The 18,774-nt window shown below is 39.6% G+C and carries 21 protein-coding genes; 7 read left to right on the forward strand and 14 right to left on the reverse strand.

The window, feature by feature from the left end; all coding sequences use genetic code 11:
* Positions 1-87: 87 nt before the first annotated feature.
* From ABIM45_04695 to ABIM45_04760, 14 genes are all read right to left on the reverse strand, one after another.
* Positions 88-1,605: an HD-GYP domain-containing protein gene (locus ABIM45_04695; protein ID MEO0239205.1), complete on the reverse strand. Its 1,518-nt coding sequence runs from the start codon at positions 1,603-1,605 to the stop codon at positions 88-90.
* Positions 1,606-1,961: 356 nt separating this feature from the next.
* A complete protein-coding gene (gene folE2 / locus ABIM45_04700; GenBank protein ID MEO0239206.1) occupies positions 1,962-2,738 on the reverse strand; it encodes a GTP cyclohydrolase FolE2 in 777 nt (258 codons plus the stop codon).
* Positions 2,739-2,740: 2 nt separating this feature from the next.
* A complete protein-coding gene (locus ABIM45_04705) occupies positions 2,741-3,151 on the reverse strand; it encodes an archease (GenBank protein ID MEO0239207.1) in 411 nt (136 codons plus the stop codon).
* 3 nt (positions 3,152-3,154) lie between these two features.
* Positions 3,155-3,532 (reverse strand): DUF5683 domain-containing protein, encoded by a 378-nt coding sequence (locus tag ABIM45_04710; GenBank protein ID MEO0239208.1) that lies wholly within the window; start codon positions 3,530-3,532, stop codon positions 3,155-3,157.
* Positions 3,529-4,269: a polyprenol monophosphomannose synthase gene (locus ABIM45_04715; protein MEO0239209.1), complete on the reverse strand. Its 741-nt coding sequence runs from the start codon at positions 4,267-4,269 to the stop codon at positions 3,529-3,531. The genes ABIM45_04710 and ABIM45_04715 overlap by 4 nt, the downstream gene beginning before the upstream one ends.
* A gap of 17 nt (positions 4,270-4,286) precedes the next feature.
* A complete protein-coding gene (locus tag ABIM45_04720; GenBank protein ID MEO0239210.1) occupies positions 4,287-5,291 on the reverse strand; it encodes a bifunctional ADP-heptose synthase in 1,005 nt (334 codons plus the stop codon).
* Between the two features lies 1 nt (position 5,292).
* The gene (locus ABIM45_04725; protein MEO0239211.1) at positions 5,293-6,174 is read right to left on the reverse strand and encodes a DUF21 domain-containing protein; all 882 of its coding nucleotides are present in this window, start codon (positions 6,172-6,174) and stop codon (positions 5,293-5,295) included.
* Entirely contained in the window at positions 6,171-7,316 is a 1,146-nt protein-coding gene (locus ABIM45_04730) for a CNNM domain-containing protein (protein MEO0239212.1), read from the reverse strand. The genes ABIM45_04725 and ABIM45_04730 overlap by 4 nt, the downstream gene beginning before the upstream one ends.
* Entirely contained in the window at positions 7,301-7,714 is a 414-nt protein-coding gene (gene ybeY / locus ABIM45_04735) for an rRNA maturation RNase YbeY (GenBank protein ID MEO0239213.1), read from the reverse strand. Before ybeY ends, ABIM45_04730 begins: the two co-directional genes overlap by 16 nt.
* Entirely contained in the window at positions 7,695-9,536 is a 1,842-nt protein-coding gene (locus ABIM45_04740) for an HDIG domain-containing metalloprotein (protein MEO0239214.1), read from the reverse strand. Before ABIM45_04740 ends, ybeY begins: the two co-directional genes overlap by 20 nt.
* On the reverse strand, positions 9,481-10,461 hold the full coding sequence (locus tag ABIM45_04745) for a PhoH family protein (protein MEO0239215.1): 981 nt from the start codon (positions 10,459-10,461) through the stop codon (positions 9,481-9,483). The genes ABIM45_04740 and ABIM45_04745 overlap by 56 nt, the downstream gene beginning before the upstream one ends.
* 81 nt (positions 10,462-10,542) lie before the next feature.
* The gene (locus tag ABIM45_04750) at positions 10,543-11,139 is read right to left on the reverse strand and encodes a LysM peptidoglycan-binding domain-containing protein (GenBank protein ID MEO0239216.1); all 597 of its coding nucleotides are present in this window, start codon (positions 11,137-11,139) and stop codon (positions 10,543-10,545) included.
* Positions 11,140-11,151: 12 nt separating this feature from the next.
* Complete coding sequence (locus ABIM45_04755) at positions 11,152-11,424, reverse strand: hypothetical protein (protein MEO0239217.1); 273 nt, start codon at positions 11,422-11,424, stop codon at positions 11,152-11,154.
* A 63-nt stretch (positions 11,425-11,487) separates the two neighbouring features.
* Positions 11,488-11,835 (reverse strand): cupin domain-containing protein, encoded by a 348-nt coding sequence (locus ABIM45_04760; protein MEO0239218.1) that lies wholly within the window; start codon positions 11,833-11,835, stop codon positions 11,488-11,490.
* Positions 11,836-11,949: 114 nt separating this feature from the next.
* Here ABIM45_04760 and ABIM45_04765 point away from each other — a divergent pair, with 114 nt between their 5' ends.
* The 7 genes from ABIM45_04765 to mfd all read left to right on the forward strand — a co-directional run bounded on the left by ABIM45_04765 (position 11,950) and on the right by mfd (position 18,768).
* The gene (locus ABIM45_04765; protein ID MEO0239219.1) at positions 11,950-12,564 is read left to right on the forward strand and encodes a phosphatidylserine decarboxylase; all 615 of its coding nucleotides are present in this window, start codon (positions 11,950-11,952) and stop codon (positions 12,562-12,564) included.
* Positions 12,561-13,244, forward strand: coding sequence for a CDP-diacylglycerol--serine O-phosphatidyltransferase (gene pssA, locus ABIM45_04770; protein ID MEO0239220.1), 684 nt, complete (start codon positions 12,561-12,563; stop codon positions 13,242-13,244). The genes ABIM45_04765 and pssA overlap by 4 nt, the downstream gene beginning before the upstream one ends.
* Complete coding sequence (locus ABIM45_04775) at positions 13,237-13,995, forward strand: glycosyltransferase family 2 protein (protein ID MEO0239221.1); 759 nt, start codon at positions 13,237-13,239, stop codon at positions 13,993-13,995. Before pssA ends, ABIM45_04775 begins: the two co-directional genes overlap by 8 nt.
* 182 nt (positions 13,996-14,177) lie before the next feature.
* Complete coding sequence (locus tag ABIM45_04780; protein MEO0239222.1) at positions 14,178-14,372, forward strand: ferredoxin; 195 nt, start codon at positions 14,178-14,180, stop codon at positions 14,370-14,372.
* Between the two features lie 78 nt (positions 14,373-14,450).
* Entirely contained in the window at positions 14,451-15,446 is a 996-nt protein-coding gene (gene obgE / locus ABIM45_04785) for a GTPase ObgE (GenBank protein ID MEO0239223.1), read from the forward strand.
* Positions 15,410-15,994, forward strand: a complete 585-nt coding sequence (locus ABIM45_04790) for a HEAT repeat domain-containing protein (protein MEO0239224.1) — start codon at positions 15,410-15,412, stop codon at positions 15,992-15,994. Before obgE ends, ABIM45_04790 begins: the two co-directional genes overlap by 37 nt.
* Entirely contained in the window at positions 15,991-18,768 is a 2,778-nt protein-coding gene (mfd, locus tag ABIM45_04795; protein ID MEO0239225.1) for a transcription-repair coupling factor, read from the forward strand. Before ABIM45_04790 ends, mfd begins: the two co-directional genes overlap by 4 nt.
* Positions 18,769-18,774: the final 6 nt, after the last annotated feature.

Here is an 18,774-nt window from a genome sequence, read left to right on the forward strand (position 1 = left end):
GGGAATAACCTTGTTGATCTTTAAGAAAATAAACGTTTTTTCAACCTCACAACAATACGCTAAAGGAGGTAAAAACCAAGAGAAAATTTAAAATATCGATGATAAATCAGCTTTTTCCAGGGCTTCGAGAAATTTCTTGAGCAAAACGGGATCAAAATGTTCCGGCTTCGTTCTATTATCACCATGAAGAAGAATCTTTACCACCTCCTCGTGAGAAAGCGGCTTCTTATAAGGTCTTTCACTCCTTAGGGCTTCGTAGACATCGACAACTTTTATGATTCTTCCTGTAATGGGTATTGCCTCTCCAGAAAGCCCAAAGGGATAACCCGTCCCATCGTAGTTCTCATGATGATATAGGGCAATTTCAAGGGCAATTTTAAATCTTGGATGGGTGAGAAGGCGTTTCGCAAAAATTGTATGCTGTTTCATCAATTCCCATTCCTGTGGGTCAAGGGGTCCTGGCTTGGTAAGGATATTAAGCGGAATGAAGATTTTACCAACATCATGAAGAACGGAATAGTTTATAATCTCTTCTTTCAAACCCTCTGGCATTTCCAAATTCTCTACCAGCAACCGGGTCAAAAATTTCACCCTCTGCAAATGTTTCCCTGTCTCCGTATCGTAACCTTCGGCTGCAAGGGCAAGCTTCTCAGCAAAATCAAAGAAAGCTTCCTTCAGTTCTTTTACGTACGCCTGATTCTTCGTTAGCTCACTACTTATTCCCAGAGCAGCCTCCTTTAAGGTAGATAACAATCCCCTCACCTCGACCGTGCGAGAGATATCGGCATCGAAATTGATTGACTTATATTTCCTAAAATCCTCTAAAGCCTCTTTTATGTATCCTGTCTCCCTCTTTACCCATTTGGATAAATGAAGAGAGGCTAAGGCCGTCACAAAAAAGAGAAAAACAAACATTGTGAGATTAAAAATCAATATTTTGAAAAGGCTGTAGAAATTGAGTCTCGCATAAACCAGCAGTTTTTGCTCATAAGGAGGAAAATCTTCAATAGCAATCTCCCCTACTAAGTCTCTTTTATATGGGTGAAATTTCAAAAGTTTCTTAGGATATGGAGGAAAGTCTGAAAGGATGGGTAGGTGTGCAACATTATAAACTCCTATATTTTCCAGAAAAATCGAAAGTCCCTTTAATTTCCTCAAATTCTCAACGAAATCTCTATCATTAAGCAGGAGTCCGATTTCGAGGATGTCTCCGTTGGGTAGCCTCCTATAGGCATAAACCCGCATTTTTCCAGTCATTACTTCAATACCCATTCTATGAAGCACCAGGCCTTTTTCAAGGGCTACATTCAAACTCTTCCAGAAATCTTCAAATTTTGACAAATCAAGCCCCAAATCCTCTTTGTAATCCGTCCAGATTATTTTCCCACTTTTACTTATTATGTAATAGTTAATATCCTCAAAAAGCTCGGAAGGGAACCTTTTCCTGTATTTTTCGATGACCCCTTCGAAATTTATCTGTGGATAAGATTTACCGGCAATCACTTCTTTCTCTACCTGCGCATAGAGCTCATTTAGCATTCTAATTATGTCTTTCTCGTAATAGCTCGTAGCCTTTCTAATACCACTAACGGATTCGGTGACCAAAACATCTGCTCTTCTATTGATACCGTTAAAGACAAGGTCACCAATTTTTCTATATTAAACAATAGAGTAGGTAAAGCTCAGAAGAGCTGCAATAATGGTCGCAGGGAGTATTACTCGGAAAAGAATGGCCCTAAGGTGATAATCGATGGGTTGCGCTTTTCTACTTAAATATTCTGGTAAAAAGCGCATGCTTAAAATATTATATACCGATCGCTGCTTTCAAACAAATTTTAGATTTGGAGGCTCTCTTGGAACCGTGTAAGAACACTTCACTTTGTCTTTTTAAGGCTTTTCGCCCTGAACATCGGAAAATTAGGATAACTTCTTTTTAATGCCCAAGATGCCAGACTAAAGAATTATCTCTTTCTTTTATCCACTTCTAAGCATGCAAAGGCGTTGTGGTTGTGAATACTCTCATAGCTCTTTACATTAATCTTATACCATAAAATCCTTGGGTCTTTGTTGAGTTTTATAGCCACCTCCCTCGCCACATCTTCAACAAAGCGGGGAGTATCATAAGCCCTTTCAGTAACATGCTTCTCATCGACCCTCTTTAACAGGGCAAATAGAGGCGATGAAGCGGAACTCTCAGCGATTTCCACAAGTTCTTCGATCCATACAAGTTTTAAAGTCCGTACCTGAATCTGAACCTCTGCCCTCTGGTTATGGGCTCCTCTCTCGGATATCTCCTTAGAGCACGGGCACAGTGTATGAACAGGCACATTAACCTCAAGTACAAAATCGAACTCGGTTCCCTTTGATGCAATAAACTTACACAAATAATTCATGTAAGATTCCAGCCTTGAGACTGGTGCTTTCTTCTTTATAAAATAAGGAAATTCCAGCTCAAGATAAGCCTTTTCAGCTTTTAGCACCTTCTTAAGCTCATCGAGAATATTTTCGATATTCTGTAAAGTGATGTTGTTGGAATGTTTATTCAAGACCTCAACAAACCTGGACATGTGAGTGCCTCTAAAGTTGTGAGGTAATTCCACAGCCAATTTGACCCTTGCAGTAGTGTGCTGGAGTACATTCGCCCTATCCATTACCCTTATCGGATAGAGTAGATCCTCTATACCCACCTTATCTATTGGGATTTTCCTTGGATCGTATTGATTCTGAACATCCTTCATTTTTAAACGTCGCAGATGAGGTTGGTTTCAAAACCTTCCGGTGTTTTCCTTATCTCTAAATTATGGTAAGTAACACTTTTGATTTCCTTCTTTAAACGGTGCCTTTCAGGATCGTAGTCTTCGTAGAAAAGTTTTGCATTAATAGAAGTATCCTCAATCTTTAGCTCACAATCAGTGAAAATCTTACCTTCCACGATGGTTCTGAAAATGACTTCACTTAGAAAATCAACCAGCAAATCTTCTAAGGTCTCCGCCTTATCGGTGTACAAAAGTTCCTTTTGTTCGCCTTTCTCTTTAATCTCCACCATCGCATTCATTATTGCCTCAAAACCACTTTTAAATAATTCCTCTAAGCTCTTCCCATATATTCTCACCCCAAAATCCGCTGTATGGTCAAGGATCTCATAAGGCATAGTTCATCTCCATCTTATATTAAAAATAATGCCCATATTTTTGGGTAAAAATGCCAGCTCTATTTTACTTTTAAAATTAAAGAGGTGAGCGTCTACATAGGCATCAGCCATTGAATATAACCATGTTCCAAGAAAGTAAAACCCATAGGAAAGACCCTCATTAAATTTTTGCAAATCCCCGGATTTTTTGTATTCTACATAGTTTGAAACTGCCTTAAAACCGGTAAAAATTTCTACAGAACCAATTACAACGCCTTTTAGGTATTTTTCATTGTAAAACTGCCCACCCGCTGGCAAAAAAGCCGACATAAGAACCGCTTTGGAGGGATTTTTTCCCTGAGTTTCAACGAGCAAAAACAAAAAACAGATGAGGAATTTCATTGCTTCCCGAAAATTCTTTTCACCCCTTTTAGAATCCTTTTCAATCTCAAGTATAAGACCAGGAAAAAGGCCTCTTTAATTATTCGCTTTGACATTTTTGAGGTACCTGCTCTTCTCTCTATGAAAATTATCGGCACTTCCTTTATTTTGAAACCCTTCTCATATGCATAGTAATTCATTTCAATCTGAAAGGCGTAGCCATCGGAATGGATCTTAGAAAGGTCAATACTCTCAAGTACTTTTTTCCTAAAACACTTGAAACCCGCTGTTAAATCCCTAACCGGCACGCCCGTTACGATGCGGGCATACAGATTTGCAAAATAGGACAGAATCAACCTCTTGAGAGGCCAGTTAACCACACTTATCCCGTTAGTGTATCGTGATCCGATTACTAAATCTGCCTCCTTAGAAGCTTCAATGAGCCTTGGCAGATCCTCAGGATTATGGGAAAAATCAGCATCCATTTCCACAATCAAATCGTAACCTTTCTCAAGGGCATACTTAAAGCCTTCTACATAGGCAGTTCCGAGGCCAAGCTTCGCTGGCCTTGCCAGCAAATTTATCCTGTTCCCATACTTTTCCATTAAAAGTCTAACTTCTTCCTGAGTCCCGTCGGGTGAGTTGTCATCTACGACAAGAACATCTATATTCTCCCCCTTAGAAAGAACGATAGGAACGATATCTCTTATGTTTTCTCTCTCGTTATAAGTTGGAATAATTACAAGAACTTTTTCCATAGATTTAGAATAAAGCCTTAGACCTGTTTCTTCAATGAAATTACCTGTGATAATAATCTATTCCAGTGATTTTTCACCTCAGAAATTAACTCATCGAGAGTCACAGGTTGGGCACCGAGTTTCGTAATCTCAATTCCTGCTCCGATTGTTGCCAGTAAAGAGGCTTCTAAAAGGGAAAGCCCCGCACACATACCGAGAGCAAGAAGGGAAATTACAGTGTCACCTGCACCCGTTACATCAAAGACATTTCTGTGAAGGGAAGGTATGTGATATAACCCTTCATCATTGGTTATATACATCCCATCCTCACCCTTTGTAACTACCAAATTTTTTAGATTCAACCTCTTCCTGAAGTTCTCCACGATGATTCCGAAATTTCCGCGAATTTTCCTTAGTCCTGTAGCCTTTTTAAATTCTTCAAAATTAGGCTTGACCAAAAATGCATTTTTCATAGAGCTGTAATGTTCAAATTTGGGGTCAATAAAAACGGGAACAGGTGAAGAAGTTATCACGGTTCTATAAATAAAACCGTCTAAAAATCCCTTGTTGTAATCCTCAATGATTACAAAATCGACATCCCGCAAATATTTTAGTAAATCTGAAAGGATTTTTTTTCTGATCTTTCCCCCTTTGTCATTCAAATCTTCCCTGTCAAGCCTCAAAAGCTGCTGGCCCTTAGCCACGATTCTGTTCTTTACTATGGTCTTTTTACCCCTCACAACTTTCACCATGGATGTGTCGATTCCTTGACTTTCCATTAAATCCAAGAGGAGTTTACCCTCATAATCCTCTCCAACAAGACCTGCAACCTTAACCTCTGCTCCGAGAACCCTCAAATTATTTGCTACATTAGCTGCACCACCAACTCTGTACTCATCGTAATCGACCCTTACCACAGGAACGGGGGCCTCTGGCGAAATTCGCTCAACGGTACCGAAGGAATAGACATCCAGCATCAAATCTCCGACCACGATGGCTTTCAGTTTCTTGAAACGATCAATTGTTTCCAGTACCTTTTCCATTTCAGCCCTCCACCATTATCTTTAAAAACTGAGAAAACCTGAACAGCATATATTTGTTTCCCATATCCACAAGACACAACTTGCTTCCTGCCTCCTTCAGTTTTCCAATTGCAGTATCTATCGAAAGATCTCCGCTTAAAACTGGAATAGCAATAATACTCGCTTTCAAATCCCGACTTAAGAGGAACTTCTTCATATCGAGCAAACCTAGAACCTTCCCCTCTTCAAAAATTAGAACAGGGCCATTTATTTTAAATGTTCCATCCAATAACTCTTTAGCTTCCACCGCAAACCCTTCGATAGGCTCTGCAAATTCTTTTAACTTCAACTCCCGCCAACGAGAAAAGAAGAGTACCAACCTCGCTCTTTCACTGTCCAGTTCACCGTCTCTAACCGACTCAGAAACTAACAATTTTATCACCTCTACAGCTTCCTTTTTTCTCTCCCCCTTAATCATTCGAATTGGAAAGATCAGGAACAGTATCAATTTGTTTACAGGAACAGCGAGATAAGAAATCGCAACTATGAAGGGCACAAATAGCTTTACCACCAAATTGCTTCGCTCCCGTGCGAAATTTTTTGCAAAAAACTCAGTTAAAAGCAATAAGATAGAGATAAACAGTCCAGAAATCCCTATAGCCTTTGCCGTTTCAATACCAAAACTTTTTAAAGACCAAAAGGCCAGGATAGAAGAGGCAGCGGCAAAGAAGTTTAGCCCAACAAGAACAGTAGTTATGACCTCTTCCACATCCAGTAAAAACCTTTTATAACTTCTTGTGATGCCAGCAAAATCCTTTCTCTGGCAAAGGATATAACCAGTCTCGAAGGCAGAGAACACAAAAACCATCACAATGCAAAATAGCAAAGCAAAAAGCCAGATCATAAAAGCTCCACCTTAATCTTCGTTAATTTCGCAAATTCTTTTTCAATTATTTCAAATTTGATGCCTTCCAATTCGACGACTTCGCCTTCTTCCGGAATTCTACCTGTGACCTCCATTATTAAACTTTGAATTGTTGGAGTATCAAAGGGGATTCTTTTCCGAAGAATAAGCTCCAAATCGTTAAGAGGAATATCGCCACTTACAATCAAACTCTTTTTACCTATCCACTTCACTGAAGGCTCCGGATAAAGTCTTTCCAGCACATCCCAGAGAGTTAAAACGCCAACGAAATTACCATACTCATCAATTACAGCAAAAAACTCCTCATAGCCATAATCTTTTAAAACCTTTAAGGCCCTAACATTTACAGGAACCGTCGGACACTCAGTAAGGAAATTTGCTACTTTATCCTCTGGATTAGCCTCCAATATCCTCGCATCGCCAACTTTCAAGACCCCCAAAAGCTCCGAACCATCAAGAACGGGATAATTGGAATAAGGATACTTTCCTACAAGTTCTAAGAAATACTTTACTGTGTCAGTGGGTTTTAATGCTATGACATCATCTCGAGGTGTCATTAGCTCACCTACCTTAATATGCAGCATAGAAATTCTGGACCTCAAAATGGGATCGGAAGTGATCGCGAGTTCCTCCATTTCATCGAGCACATCAGTTTCACCTTCGTCTTTGTTTTCAAAGTTAAAAGATGGAATGAACCTTGCAAATGGCTTTAGTAAAAGAAAAAAAGGATAAACCACTAAGGAGTGAAAACTCAGCATCTTGAGAGGATATTTAACGGCGATTAATTTGGGACTAACTTCGCCAAAGATAAGTATAACAGCCGTGAAAATCAAAACATCAACGAATTGCGCCAAGCCGGTGGGTAACTTCAAGTTGCTGAAAAAGCCCCAGAAAAGGGTTGAAAAGATTGAGGCGGCAAAGGTATTGACAAAGGTATTAGAAACCAAAAGAGAAAAAAGGGCCTCCTTTTCGAAATTTTTTAACTTCTCTGCTATTTGCAAAATAAATCTGTTTTTTATCCTCTCGAGTTCCGCGCGCAGGGTGGAAAAAATCGCCGTCTCACACCCACTGAAGTTGAAAGACAGAAAGAGAAGCAAAAGGAAGATTAAGAATTTCCCCATAAAGCAAGATACTCTTCTTCTTTCTGGCCCATTAAAGAAGCCTTGCTCTTGTCTTTATGGTCGTAACCTATAATGTGGAGGAGTCCGTGAAGGCAATACCTTGCCATTTCGTACTCAGCGTCAACCCCGTATTCCTTTGCTTTTTTCCTTGCCGTATCAACAGAAATATAAATTTCTCCGATGGAGTCAAGATTAAAAGAGAGGACATCGGTAGGCTTATTCTTCCCTAAAAAGGTTTTGTTGATTCTCTTCACCCGATTATCCGTGGTAAAGATCACATTTAATTCTTCCAGCCTGTGATTTTCCTTTCTAAGAACAGATTCGAGCAGGTTCTTTACCCTCTTTTTGAATGAGGGAGAAAGCTTCACCTTCCCGTACTCAATAACCCTTATCTTCATGGTATTTAATCCTCAAATGATACTGATTTAGCAAAATTATCAGCAACTCTTCTTTAATTTTTTCAAGCTCTGCATAGGTTAAGTCTGTTTCAGAGAATTGGCCATCCTTCACTTTTTCTTCGATGATTTCGTCAATCAACCCTCTGAATTTTTTCTCATTTTTCTCATCAAGAGCCCTTGAAGAGGCTTCAATCCCATCAAGTATCATAAACAAAGCCTCAAATTTGTTCCGGGGTTTCGGTCCAGGATACCGAAACTTATCAACATCAACCTGCCCATAAAGTTTCAAAGCTTTTTTGTAAAAAGAATACATTATCGAAGTTCCATGATGGGTTTCAATCACTCCGATTACCTCATCCGGAAGCCGGTACGACTTTGCCAAATTTATCCCGTCCACAACGTGAGATTTTAAAATCTGAACACTCATCTCGGGAGAAAGCTTATCGTGAGGATTTTCACCAGCAACCTGATTCTCTATAAAGAAAACTGGATGGACCACTTTACCAATATCGTGATACAATCCGGCAACCCTTGCAAGCAATGGACTTACACCAACGATGGGCGCAATACGAGCCCCCATTTCAGATACCCTCAAGCTGTGCTCAAAGGTACCTGGGGCTTCCTCTTGAAGTTTAAGAAGTAAAGGATGATTAACATTCGAAAGCTCGAGAAGAACAAAGTCCGTTGGATATCTAAGAATCTTTTCGAATACAAGAATAAGCAAAATCACAAGCAAAACAGAAACAAAGCTAAGAATCGAAAAATCCTTAAAGTATGACAAAAACTGGCCTCTGTGAAATTCACTCAATCCCAAAGATACCAGTAAACTCAACACAATAAAAGCGACAAGCGCGATAAAATAATCCCATCTTTTCCTTGTATTTGCCCCAACCAAGATAGACAACACACCGAAAGCGGAATTGATGAGAAAAGACTCATAAATACCCGACTTAAAAAAGGGAAAGAATAACAGTAAAAATCCAATAAACATTGAAAAGGCTGGTAAAATCCCACCGAAAAAGGCAGCAACCATAAGTGAGGCAGGGAAAACAAAAAGAAAATAAGATTTGTCAAGGGGTCGAGAAAAGTGAGGGAAAATAACCATAAAGAAGTACGCAACGAGAAATATTACAATGACCCTTCTATCCTTTTTGAGGTACAAACCCTGAGTTGTCAAAAAGTAGCCAAAAGAAAAGGCAAAAATTAAATAGACAAAGAAAAGGGCGAATTTAACTTCCTTAGAGAATAGAACAGCTTCCGCTTCCCCTTTCTCAATTCGCGAGATCGAGTCGGTTTTTACGCCAGCCAGTTCAACATTAGGTTTCAAATACGGTTCAATAATGTTAAGAATCTCTTTCTTTGTAGATTCTCCAACACTCATTTCATCAAGAAACTTTAGGATTTGAGCTTTTAAATCTGAAAACAGAAGCACAGAGTCACTGCTAAGCTTAAGCAAAGTTCCGCCTCTTTTCAAATAAATGGAATCCATCTGGGCCATTAATTCGTCTTTCACTACAGGTTTTCTAAGCAAAGACTTCAAAAATTCTATAAGTGGTAGAAATTCAGGGCCAAGGGAATCAGAAATTCGCTCTAAAGGCCCGAAGTTTGTCTCTCCTTGAGAAAAGTATGGTAGCGTCTTTATCTCAACTCTCTTTTGAACTATGGGAAATTTTGCATCTTCTTCAAACAATCTTTCGTCAAAGCCAAGCTTAATTAACGAGAATAAAGTTAAAAAGAGCAAGAAGAAAAAAATTAAAAGAGAAAGATTATCCTTCTTTGCCCTTGTCTTTCGAGTTGCCCTGCTTGTTTTCAAATCTTTCATAAGCTTCCACAATTTCCTTTACAAGCCCGTGACGAATAACGTCTTCCGAAGTAAAATATATAAAGGCAACGCCTTTAATTCCCTTTAAAACCGATTGAATTTCTACCAGACCCGAAGTTTCGTGCCCCGGCAGGTCGATCTGCGTAATATCGCCGGTTAAAACCAGTTTAGAGCGAGGCCCAAGCCGGGTAAGAAACATCTTCATTTGAACAGCTTTAGTATTCTGAGCCTCATCAAGGATTACAAAGGCGTCGGAAAAGGTTCTTCCCCTCATATAAGCTAAGGGCGCAATCTCAATGACACGGGTATCTACGTATCTCTTGATAGTTTCTGCAGGCAGAAGGGCATACAACGCGTCATAAAGCGGAGTAAGATAAGGATTTATTTTCTCTTGAAAATCACCGGGCAGAAATCCAAGAGATTCGCCTGCTTCTACCGCAGGTCTTGTCAATATAATTTTTTCCACCAGATTCTTTCTGAGGTAGTTTATTGCTGCAGCAACGGCCAAAAAGGTCTTGCCCGTTCCTGCAGGCCCAATGGCAATCACAATATCATTTTCATCAATCAGACGGATGTACTCTCTTTGATTGGGAGTTTTAAGTTCTATCCTTTTCTTAGGAGTTACTAAAAAACTCTTCGAATCCTCATCCCTCGTTTTTGCATGCTCTAATTCCCATTTCATAATCTCTCTTATCTCACTCTCTTCCATTTTGTGTCTTCTCTTTATCTCTTCCTTTAGGATTTGGATTACCTTTGCCACAAGCTCTACCTCTTCAGGGGACCCTCTTAATCTTAACTCGTCTCCACGGACAACTATTTCCGTTGACGTTCTGCTTTTTAAGAATTTAAGATTGGCGTCATTGACACCTAAAAACTCAACGGGGTTTACATCCCCTATGAAGATAATTTTTTCTACCTTCTCCATTCTCCTCCCGTCTCTTGATTTTTAAAGAAAATGGGGGATACCAGAGGTGGTATCCCCCGCATTTCTTGAGTTTTTTTTGAATTATCTTGGTATCTTTAATACTTGCTTTGGATAAATGAGGTTAGGATCTTTAATCTGGTCCTTGTTGGCCTCGTAAATCCTGGTCCAGAGTCTTGGATTATTGTATATCCATGTGAATCCAGAGATTTTCCATAGACAATCGCCTGGGATTACCTCGATCTCCGTAACAATTCCATGGGGTATCTTCAACACCCAGCCGGGGTAGATGAGGTTAGGATCCTTAATGAGGTCTCTATTGGCTCTGTAAATCCTTGGCCATGCTTTCCAGTTGTTGTATATGTACCTTTGCGCGGCAATCTTGCTCAGATAGTCACCCTTTTGAACGGTATACTCCGCAGGGTATTTTGCAATTTCTGCCTTAAGCTCCGCAATTTCATTCTGGAGGGCAGAAATCTTTGCATCCAGATCAGACTCTTCATTGACAAGGGCATTGTACTTTGCTTCAAGATCTGCAATCTCCTGATTCAGGCTTGCCACCTTGGCTCTGCAATCTTCCAGCATCTGTAAGGCCTCTTTTTCAGTAAGTTTTTTCTGCTCAGCCCTGAGGGCAGGTGTTAGAAGCATTAAAACTGCAAATATAGCAATAATCCTCTTCATATCCATACCTCCTCAGTATCCTTTTTCAAGAACTTCATGAAGCCAGTAGCTTAATGAATCTCTTTCGGCCTGGAGCTGAGAAAGTTGAGCCTTCTTTGCCTCTATGCTTGCATTCTTGGAATCGATGTTCGCTTGAAGTTCTGCCTTCTTCTGCTCCGCAGATTGAAGGGCCTTATTGCATTCCTCTAACTGTGCCAGAGTCTGCTTGGTGGCCTTCTTCGGCCCACACGCGGCCAAAAGAAGTGCACCAGCTATAAACACCATGCTCATTTTTTTATAACTCATTCACAAACCTCCTTCTTGTCGTATTATAGTTATAATTCAAGCCCCTCATTTTGTCAAGTATTTTTAATCAGTCTTTGGAATTATGCAGAGAAAGACCAGTTCTTCCTCCCCTTTATTGATAAACTGGTGATTCACGTCAGGAGGGACAAAGACAACTACTCCAGGTGCCAGCGGATATTCTTTACTATCAATTTTCACAATTCCACTACCACTTAATACGTAAACTTCATGTTCATAAGGGTGGCTGTGATAAGGTGTATATCCTCCCTTCTCAACACGAAACATCCGTAAATAAAAATTGGGGGCACCATCTTTCTCGGCGACCAGCCATCGGATATAAACATTTTTCGCCCCCTCCATCTTTACAGGGGTCTCCTCTACTTCACTAAAATGGGTCACTTTTTCTTTCATACCGACTCCCCTTTTGCTTAAATTATAGAGTATCAAACAGGGAACTAGAACAAAATTAAAATGGGAATCAAAATAATACAATGAACTACCAGTCTTCTCCTTTATAATTTTGCAATGATTGCAAAAGAAGGTCTGCGTATATTGGTAATCCTGAGTTCAATAACCACTATCGCACTTATTATAAGGCAAAATGTGATTGCCTTTATATCTGGCCTTTTACTTTTGTTCACTCTCTTTTTCCTGAGAGACCCTAAAAGAGAGATAAAAATTGAAGAGGACAAAATAGTTTCCCCTGCCGATGGAAGGGTTACAGAAATTGCCTACAAAGACGGAAAAATTGAAATTTCCATATTTATGTCTCTCACCGATGTCCACGTTAACCGCGTACCCCTTTCTGGAAGGGTCATTTCCATCGAAAGAAGAGGGACAAAATTTATGCGCGCTTTTCTTAAGGAGGCAGATTTTCATAATGTTCAGTGCGAGACGAAGATCTTATCCCCATCAATAGGGGAATACAGCGTAATACAGATTTCGGGAATTATAGCAAGGCGAATTGTCAATAATTTGAAAGTTGATATGGAAGTAAAAACGGGCCAGAGAATGGGCATTATCCTTTTTGGTTCTAAGGTAAAAGTGATTTTACCAGAAGAAAAGATTGATGTTCTTGTGAAAGAAGGGGAGCACGTAAAAGCAGGTGTAACAAGTATTGCGAGGATTAAAATACAATGAATATACCAACCCTATTTACTTTCCTTAACCTATTCTCTGGTTTTATGGCAATTATTGCCGTATCCGAGATGAAACCGGATTCTGCCTTCTGGTTCATCGTCTTTTCAGCCATCTTCGATTTTATCGATGGAAAAATGGCAAGACTCTTCAAAACTCCTTCAAAATTAGGGCCACAAGTTGACTCTCTTGCTGACGCTGTGTCCTTTGGGGTCGCACCTTCCTTTTTTATTTACAATTTCGCCGTTTTTCCATCAGGGAAATTTTCTCCTTTCTCTCTCCTTCCCTTTGTTTACCTCTCTGCTGTCATTATGCGACTTGCTCGTTTTAACGTAATAGGCGAAGATTCCCAAAGGGAATTTTATTATGGCCTCTCTTCACCAATTTCAGCCCTTTTCTTGGTCTCTTTTATATCAACTTTAAACCGGTTTTTCCCTTCCTTTCTCTTTGTAAAAGATGCTACAGCTGGCATTGTTCTCATCCTCAGCCTTTTGATGCTCAGCAAAATTGAGTTCCCTGTTTTTAAACAGACTAAGAAAGCCGAAAAATTGCAGATTTTATTTTTCATCTTAGGACTGCTGCTTTTAATTTACTTCAGATACTTATTTTTACTGGCTGCTATCCTACTTTACATTATCGGAGGCATAATTCGTTACCTATTAGCCAGAGAAAGCGATGAATGAATTAGATTTAACCTGCGTAATCCTAACATTGAATGAAGAGGAAAACATTAAAAGGGCCATAGAAAGTGTAAAAGGCCTTGCAAAAAAAATCTTAGTGGTTGATTCTGGAAGTTCAGACAAAACGGTGGAGATTGCGAAAAGCCTGGGTGCCGAATGTGTCCTTAATGAATTTAAAGACTATGCGGAACAGAGAAACTTTGCCCTCAGTTTAGTCAAAACCCAATGGGTCCTATTTCTCGATGCCGACGAAGTGGTTTCGGAAGAACTCAAAAAGGAAATTATAAAGAATATTAGTGAAAATGAGAATATCGACGGCTTCCTCATTCCAAGAAAAAACTGGTATCTTGGTGACTTTCTCAAATGCTGGAGCCCTGACAGGCTTTTAAGGTTGTTTAAAAAGGAAAAAGGGATATGGAAAGGAGAGGTTCACGAAAAGGTTGAACTCAAAGGAAGAATAGCAACTTTAAAGAACCCAATCCTTCACTACCCTTTTAAAGATCTTTACCATCAGTACTCTAAAAATCTCAAATATGCCAAAATGCTGGCGGAAGAAAAGTTTAAAGAGGGTAAAAAGGCAACTTTATTTGACCTAAAGATCCGGCCTCTACTAAATTTCTTAAAGCACTATCTCTTAAAAGGCTGTATCTTCGAAGGAAAACGGGGGCTTATCTTTTCCCTATTCTATCTCCAGTACACCATTCAGAAGTACTCGATGCTATACGAAAAACACCGCCTCAGGAAAAGCTTATAAAAAGCTTGGTTCCATTCACTTTCCGATTCTTTTGAAAAGTTATAGGGTTACAACTATCTCCTCTCAAATATTACTTTTTGTACCTAAATTTCACCCCGAAATTTTCTGAGTACCACTTATTCAGATTGACTGTTCGAGTTTTTTTGCTATAGAATTTTAGACACGCAAATAAGGAGGTAGCCATGGCAAAGAAAGTCAGAATAGACCCTGATCTCTGTGTTGGCGATGCAATATGCACGGATATTGCTCCCGATGTTTTCTATATGGGTGACGATGGCCTTGCTCATGTAAAACCTGGAATGGAAATGAGCGGTGACAGAGCAGATGTTCAGGAAGCCGCTGAACAGTGCCCTGGAAGCGCAATAATTATTGAGTAGAATAGAAAATAAGAAAGTCCTAAACCACCCCCTCCTGCCCCAGGGATTTCTATTCCCTGGGGTTTGTTTTTAATTAAAATGAAACAGGAAACCTTTGTAGACCTTGTAAAAATAATTGTTAAAGCCGGAAAAGGCGGAAATGGGCTTGTACACTTTTTAAGGGAAAAATACAAACCTTTTGGCGGACCCGACGGAGGTGACGGCGGGGACGGTGGAAATGTATACGCCATCGGTGATAGGTCATTGAAAACGTTGCTGGATTTTAAATACAAAAGAATTTATGAGGCTGAAGATGGTAAGAACGGCGGCCCTAACAATAGAACAGGGAGAAAGGGAAGAGACCTTTACATAAAAGTACCACTGGGAAGCGTTTTCTACGATGAAGAAACCGGTAAATATTTAGGTGAAATCACAGAGCAGGGCCAGACCCTATTACTGGCAAGAGGCGGAAAAGGTGGAAGAGGAAACACCCGATTTGCTACACCCACCAATAGAGCACCGAGAATTGCAGAAGAGGGAACGGAAGGAGAACAGAGAACCATTAGAATAGAGCTGAAGCTTCTTGCTGATGTTGGGATTGTAGGACTTCCAAACGCGGGGAAAACAACCCTTCTCAACGCCTTAGTCGGAACAACAGCCAAAACCGCCGATTACCCCTTCACCACTTTGACCCCTAACTTAGGGGTTTATGATGAAGGTGAGGGTCCAAGGTTCGTTTTGGTAGATATCCCCGGTATAATCAAGGATGCCCACAAGGGCAAGGGGCTGGGGCTAGCGTTTCTAAGGCATATTGAAAGAACAAGGGTTTTGCTTATCCTGTTAGACGCTTCCCAGAATAATCTCGAAGAACAATATAGAACGATTATGGAAGAACTCTCTTCTTATAAACCAGAACTACTCAAAAAGCCAAGAATAGTTGCCGTCAACAAAATAGATTTAGTCCCCACACCACCTTCATTAAACGTTAATGAAGAAGTATACTATATATCAGCCTTAAAAAGGATCGGGCTTGAAGAGTTGAAAAGGGGGATTGAAAGATGTCTAAGGAAGACAGAAGTGGCAAAGGACGACTAACGGAACAGGAAATTGAACAGCTATTGAAATCCAATAACCTCTTAGAGAAGTTTAAAGCCGTTGAACTACTTAAAGAGAGAAAAAGCTTAGACAGGCTTTTAGGTCTTATATTTTCAGAAAGCTGGCACCTAAGGGAAAAGGTTCAGGAAGCCCTTTCTCAATTCTCACTCAACGAACTGGCGAATAAGCTAATACCGTTACTTGATGAAAAGATCTGGTATGTAAGGGCTGCAGCAATTAACATTCTTGGAAATTTGGCCATAAAAGAACTGGAAAACAAAAGCGCTGAAGGGGAAGCCGTTGAACAAGAAGAAGCAAGTTTGCCGAAAGGGTATGAAAGAATAGGGGAACTATTTGATATTATAACTCCCCACCTTCTTGAAAAAAATGAGGTTGTAAGAGCAAAGACAGCAAGAGCCGTTGCTCAAATTTGTACTCTTGTACCCTATTTGAAAGGCAAATTATCGAGTGAGCAGTGTGCTATTGTGGAAAACCAGCTGAGAGAGATGAAGGAATTTGAAATACTGCAAAAGTTTTTAAATTTGTGAATATCCTGAAATCACCCTACCCAATTTATACTTTGCATCCTTCTGGTTTTAAAACTCTAAATCTGCTGCACCATTTAGAAAAGCACAATGTAGTCTTCCACTCGAAAACAGATGAAGACGAAAAAATTATTGAAGATGAAGTAAACTCCCTTTCTGGATTTTCCGCATATACCTTTGACGAAAACCTTGAAAACAAAATAAGCTCTCCTATAAGGAATCTAATTATCGTAAAGGACAAAAAAGAACTTGATTATGCAAGGGAGATTCTTTCAACGCTGAGTTTCTTTAAAATTAGACAAGGCGAAGAAATAAGCCTTACCCATGTTGCGGATCTGCTATCGGAAAAAAATTTCGAAAGGACAAACATTGTTGAAAAACCCGGAGAATTTGCAGTCAGAGGTGGAATTCTCGATATATTTTTGCATGGTAAAAGGGAACCAATAAGACTCGAGTTCTCAGGCAATAAGGTTCTTTCCATAAGGATATTTGATCCAGAAACCCAGAGATCTATTAAATCGGTAAGCGAGGTAACAATATTCAGTACGAGAAGTAAGGCAGAGAGCAATACCAGCTTCATAATTATTGAGGAGTTAGAGGGAAATTCCCCCTTTTCTGTTTTGCACAATTTCAACTATTTAGGAAAGGTTGAACTCTTAAAAGGCGAAATAGAAAGATTAAAAAGCGAAGGCTACGAGATATACTTCTTTGCCTTTGGAGAAAATAAAGAGAAGTTTTTTGAAGAACTGCTAGGATGCCGCGTTATACAGGGGAAAATTTATAACGGGTTTGTTTTTCCTTTAGAAAAAATCGCTGTTTTTACCGAGACCGAATTAAGGGGAATTAAGCATCGACGGTGGATAAGGAAAGAACACTATGGTGAAAGAATTGAAGACTATACAGACCTCAAAGTAGGCGATTACCTCGTGCATCTCGATTTTGGTATAGGTCGCTTTGCAGGATTGGAAAGAATAGAAATCGAAAACATAAAATATGATACCCTGAGAATTGAATATAAAGACGGCATAGTAAATATTCCTGTCCATAATCTCTCTAAGGTTGAAAAATATGTAGCCGAAGAAAATGAAAGAGTAGAAATCTCTACCCTCGCCTCCCCCCGCTGGCAGGTGAAGAGAGCAAAAGCGCTCCTTGAAACTTACAAATTTGCAATGGAATTGTTAAAAATCCACTCTTACAGGAAAAAAGAAAGAGGATTTATTTATAAGCCTGTGCCGGAATTGGAATACAAACTCTACGCTGAATTTCCTTATGAGGAAACAGAAGGGCAGATCAGGGTTATGGAAGAGATTTTTGAGGACATGGAATCGCCCAAAATTATGGATAGATTAGTCGCTGGAGAAGTTGGATTTGGAAAAACAGAAATTGCATTAAGAGCAGCTTTTAGAGCCGCCGTTAACTCTTTTCAAACCGTAGTATTAGTACCAACAACTTTACTGGCTCTTCAACACTATACAAATTTCACCAAAAGACTCGCCAATTATCCCGTAAAAGTCGCAATGCTTTCAAGATTAACTCATCCCAGGGAAAAGGATGAAATATTTCAAGGCCTTGCGGAAGGTAAAATCGATATCGTCATCGGAACCCATGCTCTTCTAAGAAGTGATATTAGCTTTTTTAACCTGGGGTTGCTTATAATTGATGAAGAACATCGCTTCGGCGTGGAAGATAAAGAGATCATAAGGAAGAAATTTCCAATGGTTGATACCTTAAGGCTTACTGCTACACCCATACCCAGAACCCTTTATATGAGTCTTGGTAAAATCTACGACCTCTCAATTCTTGATACCCCGCCTCCAGGCAGAGAAGCAGTAGAGACTTACGTTGGAAAATTCGATAAAGAAATTATAAAACAAGCTATCCTTTTTGAAATTGAAAGAAACGGAAAGGTCTTTTTTGTTAATAACCGGATCAACGGCATAAGAGAAATAGTTAATATGCTTAAAGAAATGTTTCCGGATCTAAGAATTGGTTATGCCCATGGAAGGATGCCTAAAAACCTCCTTGAGGATATCTATATAAATTTTTACCTTGGGGCTTATGACATACTTGTATCAACGCCCATAATTGAGGCTGGCGTTGATTTCCCTGAAGCCAACACCATAATAGTTAATAATGCCCACACCTTTGGACTGGCCGATTTACATCAGCTTCGAGGTAGAGTTGGAAGGGGTATAAAGAAAGGATATGCCTATTTTCTAACTCCTTCCGAAATTTCAGAAGAAGCAAGAAAACGACTTTCAATAATCGAGAAGCATTCTGAACTGGGTTCTGGTTTCAAAATTGCGATGAAGGACCTCGAACTTAGAGGTGCTGGTGAGATCCTTGGCAAAAAACAACATGGATTTGTGAGAACAATAGGACTCGAAATGTTTTTCAGATTGTTGGAGCAGGCTATCTTAGAACTTGAGGGGCAAAAGTTTACAGAAAAAGAAGTAAAAGTTAAAACCGATGCTTACATTCCTTATGACTATATAGAAGATGAAAATATCCGACTATCTTTTTACAAAAAGCTTGCTGACGCAAAGACAGAAGAACAGCTTCAAAGGCTGAGGGAGGAACTAATTGACAGATTTGGACCTATTCCAAAGGAGGTAGAAGAACTCTTTTATGTTCAGAGGATTAAGATTTTGACGGCAAGTAAAGAAAACATAAAAGGGGTAGTGGTCGAGCCTTCGGAATTAATTCTTGAAACTTCCGAAGGAAAGAAAAAGCTTAAAAGAGGCCTCGATATTGAATTCCTGAGAAAATGGGCTTAAACTTTT

The sequence above is a fragment of the candidate division WOR-3 bacterium genome (assembly GCA_039803545.1).
Taxonomy (GTDB): Bacteria; Hydrothermota; Hydrothermia; order UBA1063; family UBA1063; genus UBA1063.

Excerpts from the sequence above, each read along its gene's own strand:
- ABIM45_04725 (MEO0239211.1), bottom strand. The coding sequence starts at position 6,174 with ATGATCTGGCTTTTTGCTTTGCTATTTTGCATTGTGATGGTTTTTGTG.
- pssA (MEO0239220.1), top strand. The coding sequence starts at position 12,561 with ATGAATATACCAACCCTATTTACTTTCCTTAACCTATTCTCTGGTTTT.
- folE2 (MEO0239206.1), bottom strand. The coding sequence starts at position 2,738 with ATGAAGGATGTTCAGAATCAATACGATCCAAGGAAAATCCCAATAGAT.
- ABIM45_04765 (MEO0239219.1), top strand. The coding sequence starts at position 11,950 with ATGATTGCAAAAGAAGGTCTGCGTATATTGGTAATCCTGAGTTCAATA.
- ABIM45_04790 (MEO0239224.1), top strand. The coding sequence starts at position 15,410 with ATGTCTAAGGAAGACAGAAGTGGCAAAGGACGACTAACGGAACAGGAA.
- ABIM45_04780 (MEO0239222.1), top strand. The coding sequence starts at position 14,178 with ATGGCAAAGAAAGTCAGAATAGACCCTGATCTCTGTGTTGGCGATGCA.
- ABIM45_04710 (MEO0239208.1), bottom strand. The coding sequence starts at position 3,532 with ATGAAATTCCTCATCTGTTTTTTGTTTTTGCTCGTTGAAACTCAGGGA.
- ABIM45_04775 (MEO0239221.1), top strand. The coding sequence starts at position 13,237 with ATGAATGAATTAGATTTAACCTGCGTAATCCTAACATTGAATGAAGAG.
- ABIM45_04755 (MEO0239217.1), bottom strand. The coding sequence starts at position 11,424 with ATGAGTTATAAAAAAATGAGCATGGTGTTTATAGCTGGTGCACTTCTT.
- ABIM45_04720 (MEO0239210.1), bottom strand. The coding sequence starts at position 5,291 with ATGGAAAAGGTACTGGAAACAATTGATCGTTTCAAGAAACTGAAAGCC.
- ABIM45_04745 (MEO0239215.1), bottom strand. The coding sequence starts at position 10,461 with ATGGAGAAGGTAGAAAAAATTATCTTCATAGGGGATGTAAACCCCGTT.
- ABIM45_04715 (MEO0239209.1), bottom strand. The coding sequence starts at position 4,269 with ATGGAAAAAGTTCTTGTAATTATTCCAACTTATAACGAGAGAGAAAAC.
- ABIM45_04705 (MEO0239207.1), bottom strand. The coding sequence starts at position 3,151 with ATGCCTTATGAGATCCTTGACCATACAGCGGATTTTGGGGTGAGAATA.
- ABIM45_04740 (MEO0239214.1), bottom strand. The coding sequence starts at position 9,536 with ATGAAAGATTTGAAAACAAGCAGGGCAACTCGAAAGACAAGGGCAAAG.
- ABIM45_04760 (MEO0239218.1), bottom strand. The coding sequence starts at position 11,835 with ATGAAAGAAAAAGTGACCCATTTTAGTGAAGTAGAGGAGACCCCTGTA.
- ABIM45_04750 (MEO0239216.1), bottom strand. The coding sequence starts at position 11,139 with ATGAAGAGGATTATTGCTATATTTGCAGTTTTAATGCTTCTAACACCT.
- ybeY (MEO0239213.1), bottom strand. The coding sequence starts at position 7,714 with ATGAAGATAAGGGTTATTGAGTACGGGAAGGTGAAGCTTTCTCCCTCA.
- ABIM45_04730 (MEO0239212.1), bottom strand. The coding sequence starts at position 7,316 with ATGGGGAAATTCTTAATCTTCCTTTTGCTTCTCTTTCTGTCTTTCAAC.
- obgE (MEO0239223.1), top strand. The coding sequence starts at position 14,451 with ATGAAACAGGAAACCTTTGTAGACCTTGTAAAAATAATTGTTAAAGCC.